Source organism: Micromonospora echinofusca (assembly GCF_900091445.1).
Lineage (GTDB): Bacteria > Actinomycetota > Actinomycetes > Mycobacteriales > Micromonosporaceae > Micromonospora > Micromonospora echinofusca.
The window spans coordinates 6,614,158-6,630,268 of record NZ_LT607733.1; the positions used below are offsets into that span (position 1 = coordinate 6,614,158).

Consider the following 16,111-nt stretch of genomic DNA (forward strand, 5'->3'; position numbering starts at 1 on the left):
CCCGAACATCCGCCGCCCCTGCGGCGCCGCCGCGTCGGCAATCATGGGCCGGTGACCGCCGACGCCCCGCCTCGCGGGCTCGTCCTCGTGGTGGAGGACGAGCCGGCCATCGCCGACCTGGTCCGGCTCTACCTGAGTCGGGACGGATTCGGCGTACACCTCGAACGGGACGGGGTGGCCGGGCTGGCCGCCGCCCGCCGCCTGCGCCCGGTCGCCTGCGTCCTCGACATCGCGCTGCCCGCCCTGACCGGCACCGAGATCTGCCGCCGCCTGCGCGAGGCCGGCGACTGGACGCCGGTCATCTTCCTCACCGCCCGCGACGACGAGGTGGACCGCGTCGTCGGGCTGGAGCTGGGGGCGGACGACTACGTCACCAAGCCGTTCAGCCCCCGCGAACTGGTCGCCCGGGTGCGGGCGGTGCTGCGGCGCACCGCCGGGGCGCCCGAGGGGACGGGCCTGCCCCGGGTCGTCGGCGCGGTGGCTCTCGACCCGACCCGCCGGACGGTGACCGTCGAGGGCGCCCCGGTCCAGCTCACCTCCACCGAGTTCGACCTGCTGGCGTACCTGATGGCCCGGCCGGGCCGGGTCTTCACCCGGGAGGAACTGCTCGCCGGGGTGTGGGGGTACGCGGCGCACGCCGGCACCCGGACCGTCGACGTGCACGTCGCACAGGTCCGGTCGAAGCTGGGCGGAGCCGGCGTGATCCGCACCCACCGGGGCGTCGGGTACGCCGCCGATGGCTGAGCCGACCGCCGCGTCGCCACCGCCGCGGCACCGTCCCGGCCGGACGCTGACCTCCCGCGCGGTGCTGGTCACCTGCGCGGTCGCCCTGGTCTCCGTGCTGGTCACCGCGATCGTCGCGGTGCCCCTGGCGGTACGCGGCGTGGAGCGGCGCGACCAGGAGGCGCTGGCCGCCCAGGCGCGGCTCGCGGCCGAGGTGCTGCGACCCCGGCTGGAGACCGGCCGGACCGCCGACGAGGAGCGGCTCATCCGGCAACTGGACGCCCAGGGCGTGGACGCGTACCTGATCCGGGGCGGGGTGGCCGAACGCCCCGGACTGCCGCCGCGGGTGGTGCGGCGCGTCGCCGAGGGGCGCAACGTGTCGACCCGCCGGCCGCTCGACGGGCGGCGCACCCTCATCGAGGGACGTGCCCTGCCCGGCGGCGACGGGCTGGTGCTCACCCGGTCCCGGCCGACCGCGCCGTGGCGCCAGGTGGTGCCCAGCCTCTGGCTGCCGCTGCTGGCCGGGCTCGCCGCCGGGGTGGCCGCCGGGCTGCTGCTCGCCCGCAGGCTGGCCCGACCGATCCGGCGGGCCGCCGACGCCGCCGCCCGACTGCGCGCGGGGGACCGGGCGGTACGCGTACCGGTGGAGCCGCCCGACGAGGTGGCCGACCTGGCGTACGCGCTGAACGGGCTGGCCGCCGCGCTGGCCACGAGCGAGGGCCGGCAACGGGAGTTCCTGCTCTCCATCTCGCACGAGCTGCGCACCCCGTTGACCGCGATCCGGGGCTACGCCGAGGCACTGGCCGACGGGGTGATCGGGCCGGCGGACGCGGCCGGTGCCGGTCGTACCGTGCTCGCCGAGGCGCAGCACCTGGACCGGCTGGTCAGCGACCTGCTGGCCTTGGCCCGGTTGGAGGCCGCCGACTTCCCGCTCGAACCGGTCCCGGTGGACCTCGCCCGGCTGGCCGCCGACGCGGGTCGGACCTGGGCCGACCGGTGCGCGGCGGTCGGGGTGCCGTTCCGCGTGGAGGCTCCCGACGCCGCCGTGCCGGCGTACACCGATCCGGGCCGGATCCGGCAGGTCGTGGACGGGCTGCTGGAGAACGCGCTGCGGGTCGTACCGCCGGGGGCGCCGGTCGTGCTCGCGGTCCGGCCGGCTGGCGCGGACCCGGCGGCGGGCGGCGTCGTCGAGGTCCGCGACGGCGGACCGGGCCTCACCGACGACGACCTGGCGGTGGCCTTCGAGCGCGGCGCCCTGCACCAGCGCTACCGGGGCGTGCGCAAGGTCGGCAGCGGGCTGGGGCTGGCGCTCGCCGCCGGCCTGGTCCGCCGCCTCGGCGGGGAGGTCGCGGCCGGGCACGCGCCGGAGGGCGGCGCCGCGTTCACCGCCCGGCTGCCCCCGGACCCTTACCTGACCCGAACATCGGTCTGACCTGTCGCTCGCGGTGCGGCGGCAGGCTGGGGTCCCACGGACGAGAGGGAGACTCATGGCACGTTGGTCAATCGCCACCACCACGCTGCTCGCGGCGGTCGCGCTCGGCGTCGGCGGATGCGGCTCCGCCGAGGTGGCCGGTCAGCCGGCCCGGGAGACCGCCGTCGAGGTCGTCGCCGCGCTCGGCGCGGAGGGCCAGGCGCTGGCCGCGATGGGCTTCGACGCCGGCGACCTGGACGTCGAACCGCTGGCCGCTCCCGCCTCGCCGCAGGCGTCGCCGGGCCCCGCCGGGGAACGGCGACGCGAGCGCGCGGAGGAGCGGCGCGAGCGCCGGCAGGCCCGGGTGCAGCTGCGGAGGAACACCCTGCACGGCGAGGCCGTGGTGCGTACGAAGGACGGCGGGACGAAGACGGTCGTCGTGCAGCGGGGCGAGGTGACCGCCGTCGACGGCGACTCGATGACCGTGAAGTCCGCCGACGGCTTCACGATGACGTGGACCTTCGGCGACGACCTGCGCGTCGTGGAGCGCCGCACGACGATCCGGTCCGCCGACGTGAAGGTCGGTACGACGGTCGGCGTGGCGGGTGCCAAGGCGGGCGACGGCGGGGTAGCCCGCCTGATCGTCGTGCCGGCCCGGCAGAGGTAGGTGGGGTGGCCCGTCGGCGACGGGCGCCCCGGACGGCGCGAGCGGTGCCGCCCCGGCAAGGGCGACACCGCTCGGCGTCGGTCGAACTCAGTAGATGCGGGATCCGATGAAGTCGTCGTGCCCGTAGCCCACCGGGTTGGCGAAGTTGCGCGACTCGAAGGACCACTGCTGGCGGGTGCTGGTGGAGCAGGCGGCCAGGCGCAGCCGGGGGGTGCCCGAGGCCGGGCTGTCGAACGCCAGGCAGAGGTTGCCGTTGCCGGCCGTCCTGATCTGGTTGCCGGCGAACACGAACTTCTGGTTGGCTCCACCGTGGCAGTCGTAGATGTTCACCGCCGTGCCGGCGCTCGACGATCCGCCCGCGACGTCCAGGCAGCGGTCGTGGGAGAGCTCCGAGTGCAGCGACTGGCGGGTCGGGTCGTACCAGAAGCCCTGGTTGCGTCCGCCGTGGCAGCCGTACGACTGCTGGGCGGTGCCGTTGCGCGAGTCGTAGCCCTTGCCGTCGACGCAGGTGCCGGTGGCGGCGTTGCGCAGCTGTTTGAACTCGAAGAGCCCGTCGTAGAGCACGCCGTTGCCGGTGCTGGCCGGGTCCACGCAGGTCGCCCGCTGCCGCCCCGAGTCGACGAACTGGGTGATGCACTGGGCGAACATGCCGTGCCCGCGCTTGTTCGGGTGGAACGACTGCCGGGCCGCGTTCTCGTCCCAGACGCCGATCTCGATGAACAGGCCGCGTACGGAGGTGCTGTCGGTGCACACCTCGTGGCCGTGGAAGAGCCGGCTGGCGTCCAGGTAGCGGGTCCCCGTGTTGGTCGCCGCCGCCCGCAGCGCCGACTCGAACAGCGGCACCGCCTTGTTCCGGGCGAACGCGGCGTCGGCCAGGTAGAGCAGGCAGCCGCCGGAGTACCAGCCGGGGAAGTTCGGGTTGTCCTCCACGTCCGGGCTGCCGGGGCTCGGGTACGACATGAGCACCAGCTCGTAGTCGGACTGTAGGTAGCCCGCGCCGGTCATGGTCCGCCGGATGTCGGTGAGCGCGTCCTCGACCGCCCGGCGGCTGCCGTCGGTGCGGACGGTCCACTGGTCGGTGTAGGTGGGGTAGCAGGGCCCCTGGAAGAAGACCCGGCGGACGGCGCAGTCGGTGGCGACCGGGCCGAACTGGATCGTGCCGTCGCCGTTGGCGCCGACCACCACCCAGATCAGTTTGATGTGCGTGTTGCGGGCCTTGATGGCGAGGTGGTCGCCCTGGTTCAGCTCGTTGTGCTGGGTTGGCCCGCCCCGGATGAGGTTCCACGGGGTCGCCCCGGAGCAGGCGAAGTTGTACTTCTCGTCGGCGGTGATCCCGGTGCGGAACACCGCCTGGTCGTACGAGCGGTCGCACCAGTTGCCGGGCTGGTGGGTGCCGGGGACGTAGTTGCCGACCCCTTCGCCGGAGATCTCGCTGTCGCCCATGGTGATCAGCGCGGTGCGGCGCTGCTCGATGGGGCGGACGGCGGGCGCGCCGTAGAGCGCGGTGGCCTCGGCGGCGCGGATCGCCTCCAGGTTGGCGGCGAGTGGCTGGATGGCGGGACGGTCGGCCGCAGTGGCGGGGGAGGCCGTTCCGGCGAGCATCGGCAGGACGAGAGCGGCGGCGGCGACGACGGTGGACACCCGTCGTCGGGTCGCGCGTTCGCGCCTGGCAGGGGAACCAAGCATCGACGCACTCCTTTCGGCTCGATCGCGGGACGTCGATCGAGTTACCAGAAGGTAGCGTCGGCTTCGAGGTATGTGAATGCGTCTCGGAATCGTTGCGCGCAGAGTGCAGAACCTGGCGATAGGGGCAAACCGCGCGGCAGGCGGTGGCTCAGCGTCCGGGCGGGAGGGCGTAGCCGACGTAGCCCCGGAACTGCACGCGCCAGCCCGCCGGCACCAGCGCCGTGCACGCCGGCCGGCTGCCCGTACAGACGATGGCGTCGACCGAGGCCGGGTCGGCCGGCGGGCGCCCGGGCAGCACCGACTGGAGCGCCAGCAGCTGCGGCGGGCTGCCGTCCGCGTCGCGTAGCAGCAGCCACCAGGGGTACTCCCAGTTGTCGTTCTGCTGCACCAGGCCGATCCGGCGGGCATTCGTCGCGCGTACCGCGTCGGCGGCCCAGCGGAACTCCTCCGCCCACTGGGGACGGCGCAGGAACCGGGTGTCCCATTCCGAGGTCGTGAAGACCGAGCCCGCCCCGACCAGTCGGCGCGGGAAGCCGTACGACACCGCCAGCACCCCGGCCAGCGCGCAGGTGGCCAGCACGCTCACCGCGAGCCCGGCCGCCACCGACCGCCGTCCCCCGGCGCCTGCGGCCCGGCGCCGGAACAGCGCGTCCAGCCAGAGGCCCGCCAGCGGTACGGCCAGCGTCAGCGCGTAGAGCAGCAGCCGGTTGCCCCACGGCTGCCACTTGATCATGGCGGTGTGCAGCAGCGCGGCCGCCACCACGACCACCGCGTACGCCCGCAGCGACCCCGCCCGCGTCGGGCTGATCCGGCCGGGCCGGGCCAGCGCGTACGCCGCCCCGATCGCCGCCAGCGCCCCGACCAGCGGGAAGGCCACCCGGTCCTCGTCGGGATACCAGGACGGCACCGGGAACCGCTCCCGTCCGAACGTGGTGGCCCGGTCCTGCGGGTCCACCCCGATCAGCTCCGCGCCGCCGACGATCGCCCCGGCGCCTGCCCGGCGCAGCGGCGCGAGCGGGGTGTCGAACGCCGTGTGCGCGATCCGCAGCGCGTTGACCACGAGCGACGGCGGGTCGTGCCGCTCCATCGGGATGGACTCGCGCAGCCGGGGCGGCCCGAGCGGGTGCCCGAACTCGGCCGTCACCCGCGCCAGGAACGGCCCGACCACCACCACCGCGACCAGCAGGATCAGCGCCGATCCGGCGATCGTCCGGCGCACCTGCCGCGACCCCGAGCCGCCGGCACGGGCCAGCCGGAGCTGGGCCAGCCCCCAGAGCAGCAGCAGCGGCCCGACCGCGACCAGGCCGCTGGTCTTGGTCAGCGCGGTCAGCCCGGTGGCCGCCCCCAGCGCCAGCATCGCCCCGACCCCGGCGCGGCGGCGCAGCCCGTCCAGCGCCACCGTCGCCGCGCAGGCCACCCAGGCGGCGCAGACCAGGTCCGTCTGGGTGCTGGTCGCCTGGAGCGCGACCATCGGGGTGGTGGCGAGCACGAACGCGGTGAGCAGCTGGGCCCGCCGCCCCCCGCCGAGTTGCGCGGTGATCCGGGTGGCCGCCAGCAGCACGCCGACACCCGCCGCCCACTGCACCAGGTTGTGCAGCGCGTCCCCGCCGGTGAACAGGCGCAGGTGCAGCAGCAGGTACTCGGCGCCGGGCGGGATGGTCACCTGCCGGTGGATGGCGGTGGGCCAGAAGTCCAGGCCGCCCCGGGCGACCCAGTGCTCCACCTTGGGCAGGTGGTAGGTCTGCGAGTCGAAGTTGTTCGGCTCCGCCAGCAGGGCGATCAGCAGCTCGACCAGCAGCAGCCCGCCGACCGTGCCGGCGAGCAGCCGCTCGCCCCGACCCGCCGTACGCCAGGCGTGGGCCAACCGGGTCGACCAGCCGGCGGGGCGGGAGGCGACGCCGGGGTCGGCGGCCGGCGGCGGCGGTGCGGGTGCGGGTGCGGGGGTGCCGGCGGTCGGGCCCGTCGTCGCGCCGACCAGCGCCGGCTCGCGCGCGGCGACGACCTCGACCGTGCGGTGTGCGGCGGCCCGGAGCCCGCCGTGCGCGGCGTCGCGGCGGCGTCGTCGGCCGGCGGCGACGGCTGCGGCGGCGAGGAAGGCCAGCCAGGCGGCGGCGAACGCCGGCAGGGTGAGCAGCCGCAGCGCGCCCAGCAGTTCCACCGTGAGCACCGCGAACGTGCCGGTGACCAGAGCCGCCCTGACCAGTGCGAGGCGCCGCCGGGCGACCGCGGCGGGCGCGACCGGGCGCAGCGCCACGGCGAGGAGTCCGATCGCGGCGACCGGGGCCAGCGCGAGCGGGTAGCCGAGTGCCGACATGGCGGCAGTAAACACCATGAACCTGGGGCTGCCGCGCCCAATGCCCGCAGTGCTGAGCACCGGCCCGCTGGCTGCCAGGCTAGGCTAGGGCCGACATATCGTCGCCACCGTGGAGATTCCCGTGAAGCTCTCGATCCTCATGCCGGTCTACAACGAGGAGGAACGCATCGCGGATGCCCTCAAGCAGGCATTGGCGGTCGACTACCCGTGTGAGATCGAGCTTGTAGTGGTCGACGACGGCAGCCGGGACGGCACCGGTGAGATCCTCGGTCGGGCCGACGACGCGCGTCTGCGGGTCATCACGCACCAGCGTAACGCCGGCAAGGGCGCGGCCATCAAGACGGCGGTCGACAACGCCGAGGGCGACTACATGGTCATTCTCGACGCCGACCTGGAGTACGACCCGCTGGACATCCCCAAGCTGCTCGACCCGGTGCTCGACGGGCGGGCCACGGTGGTCTACGGCAACCGCACCTTCGGCAGCCACAGCGCCTACAGCTTCTGGTACGTGATGGGCAACAAGGGCGTCACCATGGCGGCGAACGTCTTGTTCAACTCCTACATCGGCGACCTGGAGACCTGCTTCAAGCTGATGCCGGTGGCGCTCTACCGCTCGCTCGACGTCCGCTCGCGCGGCTTCGGCATGGAGGCCGAGGTCACCGGAAAGCTGCTGCGCCAGCGCATCCGCCCCTACGAGGTCCCGATCAGCTACCGGGCGCGGGGCCGCGAGGAGGGCAAGAAGATCACCTGGAAGGACGGCGTCGAGGCGCTCTGGATCCTCGGCCGCGAGCGCACCCGCCGCCGCCCCCTCGGCGCCCCGACCCGCTGACCTAGCGGCCGGCCGGCACCGGCGCCGCGTCCAGGAACCCGGTGACCGAGCGGCGCAGCCCGGCGGCGCCCAGCCCGTGCCAGCGGGTGTGGTCCTCGGCCGAGCCGTAGCGGCGCAACTCTCCGCGTCCCACGCCGAGCGCCAGCAGCCGGTGCGGCCGGTCGGCCAGGGCCGCCGACACCACCCGGGTCGACGTCCCGGCCAGGTAGGGCTCCACCAAAACCACCGTGTCGCCGGCCAGCGCCCGCAGACCCGCCGTGTCGAACGGCCGCGGCCGGTGGGTGTAGGCCACCGTCACCCCCAGGTCGCCGACCGCCGCCAGCGCCGCGTCCAGCACCGGCCCGACCGCGACCAGCAGTGGCGCGCCCGGCCCCGCGTCCCGGAGCACCCGCAGCGCGCCGTCGCCACCGTACGGGCGGGCGTTGCGCAGCGTGGACAGCCGCAGGTACGCCGAGCCGTCGCCGGCCACCGCGTCCCGCAGCAGCGCCGGCACCTCGTCGGGGTGCCCGGGAACGTGCACGGTCCAGCCGTGCAGGGTGTCGATCAGCGAGACGTCGGCCGGGGACAGGTGGGTACGCCCCGACTCCGCCCGGTCGTACGACGCGCCGATGCTGACCAGCACCGCTCCCACGCCCTGGTGGTCCAGGTCGAGCTTGATCTGTTCGTACGCCCGCTCGATCAGGAACGGCGCGTAGCTGTGCGCGATCGGCCGTAGCCCGGTCAGGGCGAGCCCGCCGGTCACGCCCAGCAGCAGTTGCTCCCGGATCCCGACGTTGAGCACCCGGTCCGGGTGCCGGTACGCGGCCGGGGCGAACGCGTCGGCGGAGATGTCCGCCAGCACCAGCGCCGTACGCGGATCCTCCGCCAGCAGTGCGGTGGTCGTCTCGACGAATCGCTCCCTCACGTTCACTCCCCCTGGTCGACGACCGCGACGACGACGTGCGGCCGGTGGTTGTCGTGCCCGGTCAGGGCGGTGTGCAGGGCGTCGTGGTCGTGCCCGTCGACGGTGGCGGCGGTCCAGCCGTTGACGGTGAACCGGGCCGCGGCGCCGCCCGGCCAGCCGTGCGTGGCGGAGCCGTTGTCGATCACGATCGCGGTCAGGCTGCCCAGCCCGGTCGCTCCCGCGTACGCGATGGCCTCGTGGTTGGAGCCCTCGTCCAGTTCCGCGTCGCCGAGCAGCACGTGGACCCGGGGCGCGAGCAGGCCCTGGGCGCGCAGCCCGAGCGCGGTGCCCACGCCGAGCCCGAGCCCGTGGCCCAGCGAGCCGGAGCCGATCTCCACGCCGGGCACCAGCACCCGGTCGGGGTGGTCGCCGAGCAGGCTGGCGGGCCCGCCCTGGTCGTCGAGCCAGTCGGCGGGGACGAATCCCTTCGCGGCGAGTACGGCGTAGTAGCCGGCGACGGCGTGCCCCTTGGAGAGCAGGAACCGGTCCCGGCCGGGGTCGTCGACGGTCTCCGGGGTGACCCGCAGGATGCGGTCGTAGAGCACCCAGAGCACGTCGACGGTCGAGAGGACGTTCGCGCCGAAGTCGCGACCCGCGCGGATCCGTTCGTACAGCGGCGCGACGGGGCCCGGCAACGGCGGGGCGCCCGGATGACGGGGTGGCGCGGACACGGGGTCGCGGGGCGGCGCGGCGGTCCGGGCCGGGCCCGCGCTGGCGGTGGTCGTGGTCATGCCGTTAGCCTGCAAGTTGAAGTCCACTTCAACTCAAGGCGAACGTGATGCACGAGTCTCTGACCATCGGCCAGCTCTCCATCCGCAGCGGTGTGGCGCCCTCGGCGTTGCGCTACTACGAGCGGCTCGGGCTGATCCGGGCGGAGCGGACGGGTGGCAACCAGCGCCGCTACGCCCGCACCGAGCTGCGCCGGGTGGCGTTCGTCCGGATCTCCCAGCAGGTCGGCATCTCGCTGGAGGAGATCCGGGAGGCGCTGGACTCCCTGCCCGCGTCGCGGGTCCCGACCGCGGAGGACTGGGCGCGGCTCTCCGCGACGTGGCGGGAGCGGCTGAACGAGAAGATCCGGCTGATGACGAAGCTCCGCGACGACCTTGACGGCTGCATCGGCTGCGGCTGCCTGTCCCTGCAACGCTGCACGCTCAACAACCCCGGCGACTCGCTCGCCGGCGAGGGCCCCGGCGCCCGCCTCGTGCTCCCCCGCGCGGCCGAGCAGCCGACGCCCTGAGCGTCAGCCGGTGGTGAGCAGCACCTTGCCGACGTGGTCGTTCGACTCGACCAGCCGGTGCGCCCGCGCCGCCTCGGTCATCGGCACCCGGCGGTCCACGACCGGCCGGACCGCGCCCGACTCGACCAGCGGCCACACCTCCTCGCGGACGCCGCGGACGATCTCGGCCTTCTCGTCCAGCGGCCGGGAGCGCAGCGCGGTGGCCGTGATCGTGCCCCGCTTGGCCAGCAGCGCCCCGAGGTCCAGCTCGCCCTTGCGGCCGCCCTGCATGCCGATCACCACCAGCCGGCCGCCCGTGGCCAGCGCCGCCACGTTCCGGGGCAGGTAGGCGGCGCCCATGATGTCGAGGATGACGTCCGCGCCCCGACCGCCGGTGACCCGCCGGACCTCCTGGACGAAGTCCTGCTCGCGGTAGTCGATCGTGTGCGCCGCGCCCAGTTTCCGCAGCCGCTCGTGCTTGGCGGCCCGCGCGGTGACCGCCACGGTGGCGCCGAGCGCGACCGCGAGCTGGATCGCGAAGGTGCCGATCCCGCTGCCGCCGCCGTGCAGCAGCAGCGTCTCGCCCTTGGCGAGCCCGGCCACCCGCACCACGTTCGACCAGACCGTGCAGGCGACCTCGGGCAGCGCTGCCGCGTCGACAACGTCGACGCCGGCCGGCACCGGCAGGAGCTGCCCGGCCGGCACCGCCACCCGCTCCGCGTAGCCGCCGCCGGCCAGCAGCGCGCAGACCTCCCGGCCCACCTCCCAGCCGGCCACGTCGGGGCCGATCGCGCTGATCACCCCGGAGCACTCCAGCCCGGGGTACGCGGACGTGCCGGGCGGCGGCGGATAGTGCCCCTGCCGTTGCAGCAGGTCGGCCCGGTTCACCGCGCTGGCCCGCACGTCGACGATCACCTCGCCCGGCCCGGGCTCGGGATCGGGCACCTCGCTCCAGACCAGTGCGTCGGGTCCGCCGGGCTCCGGGATCGTCATCGCGCGCATGTTCCGTGTCTACCCCACCCGTCCGTCGGTCCACGCCCGGGCCAGGATTTCGTCCACCGTCCGCGCCGGGGTCAGCGCCGAGCTGTCGAGCCAGAGCCCGATCCGGGGCGTCTCCGCCCGGAACTCCGCGTCCAGCGCGGCGACCGGCCAGTCCCCGTATCCCTTCTTCTCCCGTGCGTCCTCGCGGGCGGCGACGACCTCGGGGCTCGGCGCGAGCACCACGACCGCCAGCGGCCGGTGCCGGACGCGGTCGACCATCGCCGGCAGCTCCGCGCCGAGGATCACGTCCTGCAACACCACGGTGAAGCCGGCGGCGGCGTACCGGTCCGCCGCCGCCGCGGCGAGGTCGTAGCGCAGCCGCAACTGCCGCCACGCCTCCGCCGACGGCGCGGCGGTCATCTCCTCCCGCCCGCTGACCACCATCCGTCGGAACACGTCGCCGCGCAGGTGCACCGCGCGGGGCAACCGCCGGGCCAGCGCCTCGGCCACGGTGGACTTTCCGGCGGCCATGATCCCGCTGATCAGCACCACCGACGGGCTCTCCCACACGCCGCCGATCATCCCAGGGCGGGTGCCGTGCCCGCTCGCCCGCAGCGGGTCCGTGGCAGACTAGGCACGGTCGCGTACCTCACGGGCGCGGCGCGGGAGGGTTCGCCTAGTGGCCGATGGCGCTGGTCTTGAAAACCGGTAAGGCAGCGATGTCTTCGTGGGTTCGAATCCCACACCCTCCGCTTCATTCGATCTCCGGTCGAGCAGCTCAGCCCCGGGTTTCTAGGCCGGGGCCGCTGCGCCGGAACCTCGACGGCCGGCGGTGTAGTCCCCCACCTCGATACCACACAGGTATTTTTATGCCTGGCAGGTATCAGCGTTCGGCGGCAGTGGCTCATCGGCTTCTGTGACCCCTTCGCCCGGGGAACGGCTCGGCGATCACCACCGCCCCGGTTCGATCGCGGGCGCCGACGGGGTAAGAAGGGGGCGGAGAGACAACCGCGCACCGGAAGGACTGCCCCGATGACCCTGGAACGACCGATCGCCCCGGACCCGTACGAGCTGCTGCCGACCGTCCCGTCGTTCACCCTGACCAGTGACGACGTGCAGAACGGCGAGCCGATGGACGCCGCGTACGCCCACGGCAGCGTCGGCGGCGACAACGTCTCGCCGCAGCTCACCTGGTCCGGTTTCCCGGCCGAGACCAAGGGGTTCGTGGTGACGTGCTTCGACCCGGACGCGCCGACGGGCAGCGGGTTCTGGCACTGGGTGCTGGTCAACCTGCCGGCCGGCGTGACCCGGCTGCCGCGCGGCGCGGCCGGGGACGACCTCGGCGACGCCTTCACGGTCCGCAACGACTACGGCGAGCAGGGCTACGGCGGTGCCGCCCCGCCCGCCGGCGACCGGCCGCACCGCTACGTCTTCGCGGTGCACGCCCTGGACGTGGAGCGCCTCGACGTCACCCCCGACGCGACCCCCGCCTACGTCGGCTTCAACCTGGCCTTCCACACCCTGGCGCGGGCCGTGATCCGCCCGACCTTCCAGGTCAAGGACTGACCCGGGCCGGGATGGGAGACGGTCAGGAGGGTACGCGGGCCACGGCGAAGACGGACTGCCCGAACGGGGGCAGGAGGCGCTGCTCGGCCGCCTTGGTGACGGGGAGCACCAGGGTGTCGTAGACCTTGACCATCGGGCCCTCCTTCGGCATCAGCCGGAAGACCTTGGTCGCCATGAAGTAGCCGATCAGGCCGAGCGCGTTCGCGTAGTGGATCTTCTCCACCGTCAGGCCGGCGTCGGTCATCGCGGCGGCCAAGGTCTTCTTCGTGTAGCGGCGTACGTGGCCGGTGGCGATGTCCGCCGGGCTCATCGCGAACTGGAACGCCGGCACGATGATGATGACGTTGCCGCCGGGTCGGACCAGGTCGCGCATGCTGCGCAGCGCGCCCACGTGGTCCTCGATGTGCTCCAGCACGTTGTACGACACCGCGGCGCTGTAGTCGCCCCGGTCGGGGTGCGGCAGCAGCATCTGCCGGACCTCGATGTGGGGCTGGTCGGCCAGCCGCTCCTTCAGCGAGACGAGCCGGTCCGGGTCGGCCTCGGTGGCGGTGAACCGGGGCAGCCGCTCCGCCCACTCCAGCGCGTAGTCGCCGAGCCCGCTGCCGATCTCGATCGGGTCGTCACCGAGGTACGGCAGGGCCAACTCGACGAACCAGCGGCGGTGGTTGACCGCCGTCGCGAGGCCCTCCAGGACCTCGGACTGCACGCGCTGATCCCCAGTGATTTCTGCCATGCGTCGATTCCTCACGATATGAACTCGACCCGCGCCTGGACCGACAGAGTGAATCATCCGCACTGGCGGCAGAAAAATCGGGGCACCCGGGGTGGCCGAAATGCGGTCGGAGGTTGGCACGTGATCGGCGGTCGGCGAACCCGGCACATAGTACGCCAGTACCCCGAAACATGTCACGGCGGCGCCATAGCCTGACTACTCTACGAATCGTCATGACTACTCCTGAATCGGGCCTCCCCGCCGGCGGGTCAGGGCCCGGGGTGTCGGCGGACGAGCCCGACCGGGGCGTACGGGCCTGGCAGGGGTGGTGGGTCGACGCCGCCGCCGTGGCGAGCTTCGTGGCGCTGGGCTTCTGGGTGACCGCGCGGCTCTGGCTGCGCCCGTCGCACGGCATCCGGGACAACCGCACGGACCAGTCGCAGTTCGAGTGGATGATGGCGCACGGCGCGCGGGTGCTGACCGATTTTGTTGATCCATTCACCTCCGACCGGATGAACGTGCCGGAGAGCGTGAATCTCATGGCAAATACGTCCGTATTATCCGTATCTCTGCCAATGACGCCCGTCACGCTCCTGCTGGGCACCCGGGCGTCGTTTCTGCTCTTCCTCACGCTGGGCATGATCGCCACGGCCACGGCCTGGTACTTCCTGCTGTCCCGGGTCGTCGTCGACAGCCGGGGGCCGGCCTGGCTCGGCGCCGCCTTCTGCGCGTACGCGCCCGCGATGGTCTCGCACGCCAACGCGCACCCCAACATCGTCTCGCAGTACGTGGTGCCCCTGATCGTCTGGCGCACCCTGCGACTCGCCGAGCCAGGGCGCTGGCTGCGCAACGGGCTGCTGCTCGCGCTGGTCATCGTGTGGCAGGCCTTCCTCAACCTCGAGGTGCTGCTGATGACCGCCATCGGGCTGGGCGTGGTCGTCGGGGCGCTCGCCCTCGGCCGACCCGGGTTGCGCCGCCGGGCCCGGCCGTTCCTCGCGGGGCTGGGGGTGGCCGCCGCCGGGGCGCTGGTGGTGCTCGCGTACCCGCTGTACGTCCAGTTCTTCGGCCCGGGGGCCTACAACGGGCTGTCCCGGCTGATCCGGGGCTACTCGACGGACCTCGCGTCGTTCGTGGCGTACTCGCGGGAGTCCCTGGCCGGCGACGCCCGCAGCGCGCAGGGGCTGGCGAAGAACCCCACCGAGGAGAATGCCTTCTTCGGCTGGCCGCTTGTGGTGCTCGTCGTCGCCCTGTTCTGGTGGCTGCGCGACAACGTCGTGGTACGCGGCCTCGCCGTCCTCGCGCTCCTCTTCGGCCTGCTCTCCCTCGGGCGGGAGGTGCAGCTGGGCGGCAGGGAAACCGGGATACCCGGCCCGTGGGCGGCGCTGGAGAACCTGCCCGTCCTGCACTCGGTGGTGCCGACCCGGTGGGCGCTGGCGATCACCCCGATCGTCGGGGTGCTGCTCGCGTACGGGGTGGAGCACGTACGCGCCCTGGCCGCCCGGCACCCGCGGGCACGCCCGCAGATCCGTTTCGCCACCGCCACGGTCCTGGCCATGGCCCTGCTGCCGATCCTGCCGACCCCGCTGCCCACCACCCGGCTGGAGCCCGTACCCGACTTCGTCACCTCGGGCGCCTGGCGGCCGTACGTGGAGGGCGGGCGGAGCATCGTGACCCTGCCACTGCCCGACACCCACTACGCCGATCCGCTGCGCTGGTCGGCGCGGACCGGGCTGGACATGCCCATCGCCCGCGGCTACTTCCTCGGCCCGGACACCCGCCCCGGCCGCGACCGGGTGGCCCTGTTCTCCGCGCCGCCCCGCCCCACCAGCGAGTTCTTCGGCGAGATCCGGCGAACCGGCGCGGTGCCGCCGATCACCCCGCAGGCGCGGGTCGACGCGGTCGGTGACCTGCGGTACTGGCGGGCGGGCGCGGTCGTGCTCGGGCCGCACCGGCAGGCCGACGCGCTGCGCCGGGGCATGACCGAGCTGACCGGCGTCCATCCCACGTACACCGGAGGGGTCTGGCTCTGGGACGTGCGCCCGCTCACGGACTGACGCCGGCGGGATCGGGGCGTGGGGAGCGGCGGCGTGCCGGACGGCCGGTCGTCAGGTCTGGCGGACGCAGCAGCCCTGGCAGATCTTGGGCTTGGGGAGGGTGAACGCGAGGCAGCAGGTGCGCCGCTGCACGGTCGGCTCGCCGTTCGGGCCCGGGACCAGTTCCACCAGGTCGGCGAGGTCGAGCGCGCCGAGCAGCGTCTCGATCGTCTCGACCGACGAGCCGGGCAGGGCGTCGGCGGCCCGGAGGATGCCGTGGGCGATGCCCGAGGCCACCGACCCGAGCAGGGTGCGCGCGCCGATGCGGACCTCGGCCTGGATCGCGGCCACCATGGGGGCCAGGTGGGTGTCGAGCAGCGAGGCCCGGAGCGCCCGGAGCAGTTCCGCCTCGTCCGCGACGACGCGCACCTCGGGCAGCCCGGCGAGCGCCAGCGGGTCGCCCGGCAGGACCGCGACCGTGGTCGAGTGGCGCAGGCCCATGGTGAGCAGTGGCCGGTGGTCCTCGAAGTGGATCAGCACGTCGGCCGGGTCCAGCAGCGGAACCCGGCGGGCCGAGGCCCAGCCCAGCACCACGGGCAGCGCCGTCCAGTAGCTGTACGACTTCCAGGCCAGCGCGGCGCACGCGTGCGGGGTGCCACCCCAACGCGAGGCGGCCGAACGCAGGAAGTCGGGCAGGAGAGCGCCGCCGACCAGCGCGGTGGCCGGCTGCCAGCCGAACTCGTCGTGCACCAGCAGGCCGGGCGCGAGACCGGGCACGTCGTCCGTGCCGAACATCGCGCGCATCGTGGCGGTGACCGGCGCCAGCGGCGCGGCGGCCACGTCCCGCTCCGGCAGCACCGCTGTCACTGGACTCACCCGCCCCCTCATCGCCGTCGCCGGGCGGTACGCCCGTCACTGGTAAGGCTAGCCTAACCACAGTCTGTGCGGTAAGGGAAGCCTCGCCTCTGTCGGATCAGGAGGGGCCGGTCACTTCGCCCACTGGTCGGCGTACTACCCGACCCCCGGGCGG

General features: G+C 73.9%; 15 protein-coding genes and 1 tRNA gene. 8 read left to right on the top strand and 8 right to left on the bottom strand.

All coding sequences use genetic code 11. The features are described from left to right. Positions 1-51 precede the first annotated feature (51 nt). Genes GA0070610_RS28565 through GA0070610_RS28575 form a run of 3 tightly spaced genes read left to right on the top strand, consistent with a single transcriptional unit; the run spans position 52 to position 2,801 of the window. The gene (locus tag GA0070610_RS28565; RefSeq protein WP_089002904.1) at positions 52-744 is read left to right on the top strand and encodes a response regulator transcription factor; all 693 of its coding nucleotides are present in this window, start codon (positions 52-54) and stop codon (positions 742-744) included. After that, on the top strand, positions 737-2,155 hold the full coding sequence (locus GA0070610_RS28570) for a sensor histidine kinase (protein ID WP_089002905.1): 1,419 nt from the start codon (positions 737-739) through the stop codon (positions 2,153-2,155). Before GA0070610_RS28565 ends, GA0070610_RS28570 begins: the two co-directional genes overlap by 8 nt. 55 nt (positions 2,156-2,210) lie before the next feature. Beyond that, positions 2,211-2,801: a hypothetical protein gene (locus GA0070610_RS28575; RefSeq protein WP_089002906.1), complete on the top strand. Its 591-nt coding sequence runs from the start codon at positions 2,211-2,213 to the stop codon at positions 2,799-2,801. A gap of 87 nt (positions 2,802-2,888) precedes the next feature. Here the strand turns inward: GA0070610_RS28575 and GA0070610_RS28580 are convergent, their stop codons facing one another. Then, positions 2,889-4,487, bottom strand: coding sequence for a ricin-type beta-trefoil lectin domain protein (locus GA0070610_RS28580; RefSeq protein WP_089002907.1), 1,599 nt, complete (start codon positions 4,485-4,487; stop codon positions 2,889-2,891). Between the two features lie 148 nt (positions 4,488-4,635). After that, positions 4,636-6,801 (bottom strand): hypothetical protein, encoded by a 2,166-nt coding sequence (locus GA0070610_RS28585; RefSeq protein ID WP_089002908.1) that lies wholly within the window; start codon positions 6,799-6,801, stop codon positions 4,636-4,638. Positions 6,802-6,922: 121 nt separating this feature from the next. Here GA0070610_RS28585 and GA0070610_RS28590 point away from each other — a divergent pair, with 121 nt between their 5' ends. Next, complete coding sequence (locus tag GA0070610_RS28590) at positions 6,923-7,630, top strand: glycosyltransferase family 2 protein (protein ID WP_089002909.1); 708 nt, start codon at positions 6,923-6,925, stop codon at positions 7,628-7,630. A 1-nt stretch (position 7,631) separates the two neighbouring features. Here the strand turns inward: GA0070610_RS28590 and GA0070610_RS28595 are convergent, their stop codons facing one another. Together GA0070610_RS28595 and GA0070610_RS28600 are read right to left on the bottom strand one after the other, a co-directional pair. Further along, positions 7,632-8,534: a transketolase family protein gene (locus GA0070610_RS28595; RefSeq protein ID WP_089003798.1), complete on the bottom strand. Its 903-nt coding sequence runs from the start codon at positions 8,532-8,534 to the stop codon at positions 7,632-7,634. A gap of 2 nt (positions 8,535-8,536) precedes the next feature. Beyond that, complete coding sequence (locus GA0070610_RS28600) at positions 8,537-9,304, bottom strand: transketolase (RefSeq protein ID WP_089002910.1); 768 nt, start codon at positions 9,302-9,304, stop codon at positions 8,537-8,539. A gap of 47 nt (positions 9,305-9,351) precedes the next feature. On the opposite strand from GA0070610_RS28600, the gene soxR reads away from it, so the two are divergent. After that, entirely contained in the window at positions 9,352-9,810 is a 459-nt protein-coding gene (gene soxR, locus GA0070610_RS28605; protein WP_089002911.1) for a redox-sensitive transcriptional activator SoxR, read from the top strand. A gap of 3 nt (positions 9,811-9,813) precedes the next feature. On the opposite strand, the gene GA0070610_RS28610 is transcribed toward soxR, so the two are convergent. Beyond that, positions 9,814-10,791 carry an NAD(P)H-quinone oxidoreductase gene (locus GA0070610_RS28610; protein ID WP_089002912.1) on the bottom strand — a complete coding sequence of 326 codons (978 nt, stop codon included), beginning with the start codon at positions 10,789-10,791 and terminating at the stop codon, positions 9,814-9,816. Between the two features lie 9 nt (positions 10,792-10,800). Beyond that, positions 10,801-11,340 (bottom strand): AAA family ATPase, encoded by a 540-nt coding sequence (locus tag GA0070610_RS28615; protein WP_231925840.1) that lies wholly within the window; start codon positions 11,338-11,340, stop codon positions 10,801-10,803. 95 nt (positions 11,341-11,435) lie between these two features. Here GA0070610_RS28615 and GA0070610_RS28620 point away from each other — a divergent pair. Together GA0070610_RS28620 and GA0070610_RS28625 are read left to right on the top strand one after the other, a co-directional pair. Further along, positions 11,436-11,522 (top strand) — tRNA-Ser (locus tag GA0070610_RS28620). Positions 11,523-11,802: 280 nt separating this feature from the next. After that, complete coding sequence (locus tag GA0070610_RS28625) at positions 11,803-12,336, top strand: YbhB/YbcL family Raf kinase inhibitor-like protein (protein ID WP_089002914.1); 534 nt, start codon at positions 11,803-11,805, stop codon at positions 12,334-12,336. Positions 12,337-12,358: 22 nt separating this feature from the next. Here GA0070610_RS28625 and GA0070610_RS28630 read toward each other — a convergent pair whose 3' ends face one another. Then, positions 12,359-13,069, bottom strand: coding sequence for a class I SAM-dependent methyltransferase (locus GA0070610_RS28630; RefSeq protein ID WP_089002915.1), 711 nt, complete (start codon positions 13,067-13,069; stop codon positions 12,359-12,361). A gap of 212 nt (positions 13,070-13,281) precedes the next feature. On the opposite strand from GA0070610_RS28630, the gene GA0070610_RS28635 reads away from it, so the two are divergent. Next, a complete protein-coding gene (locus tag GA0070610_RS28635) occupies positions 13,282-15,102 on the top strand; it encodes a hypothetical protein (protein WP_089002916.1) in 1,821 nt (606 codons plus the stop codon). A gap of 51 nt (positions 15,103-15,153) precedes the next feature. Here GA0070610_RS28635 and GA0070610_RS28640 read toward each other — a convergent pair whose 3' ends face one another. Beyond that, a complete protein-coding gene (locus GA0070610_RS28640; RefSeq protein ID WP_392567346.1) occupies positions 15,154-15,885 on the bottom strand; it encodes an IucA/IucC family C-terminal-domain containing protein in 732 nt (243 codons plus the stop codon). Positions 15,886-16,111: the final 226 nt, after the last annotated feature.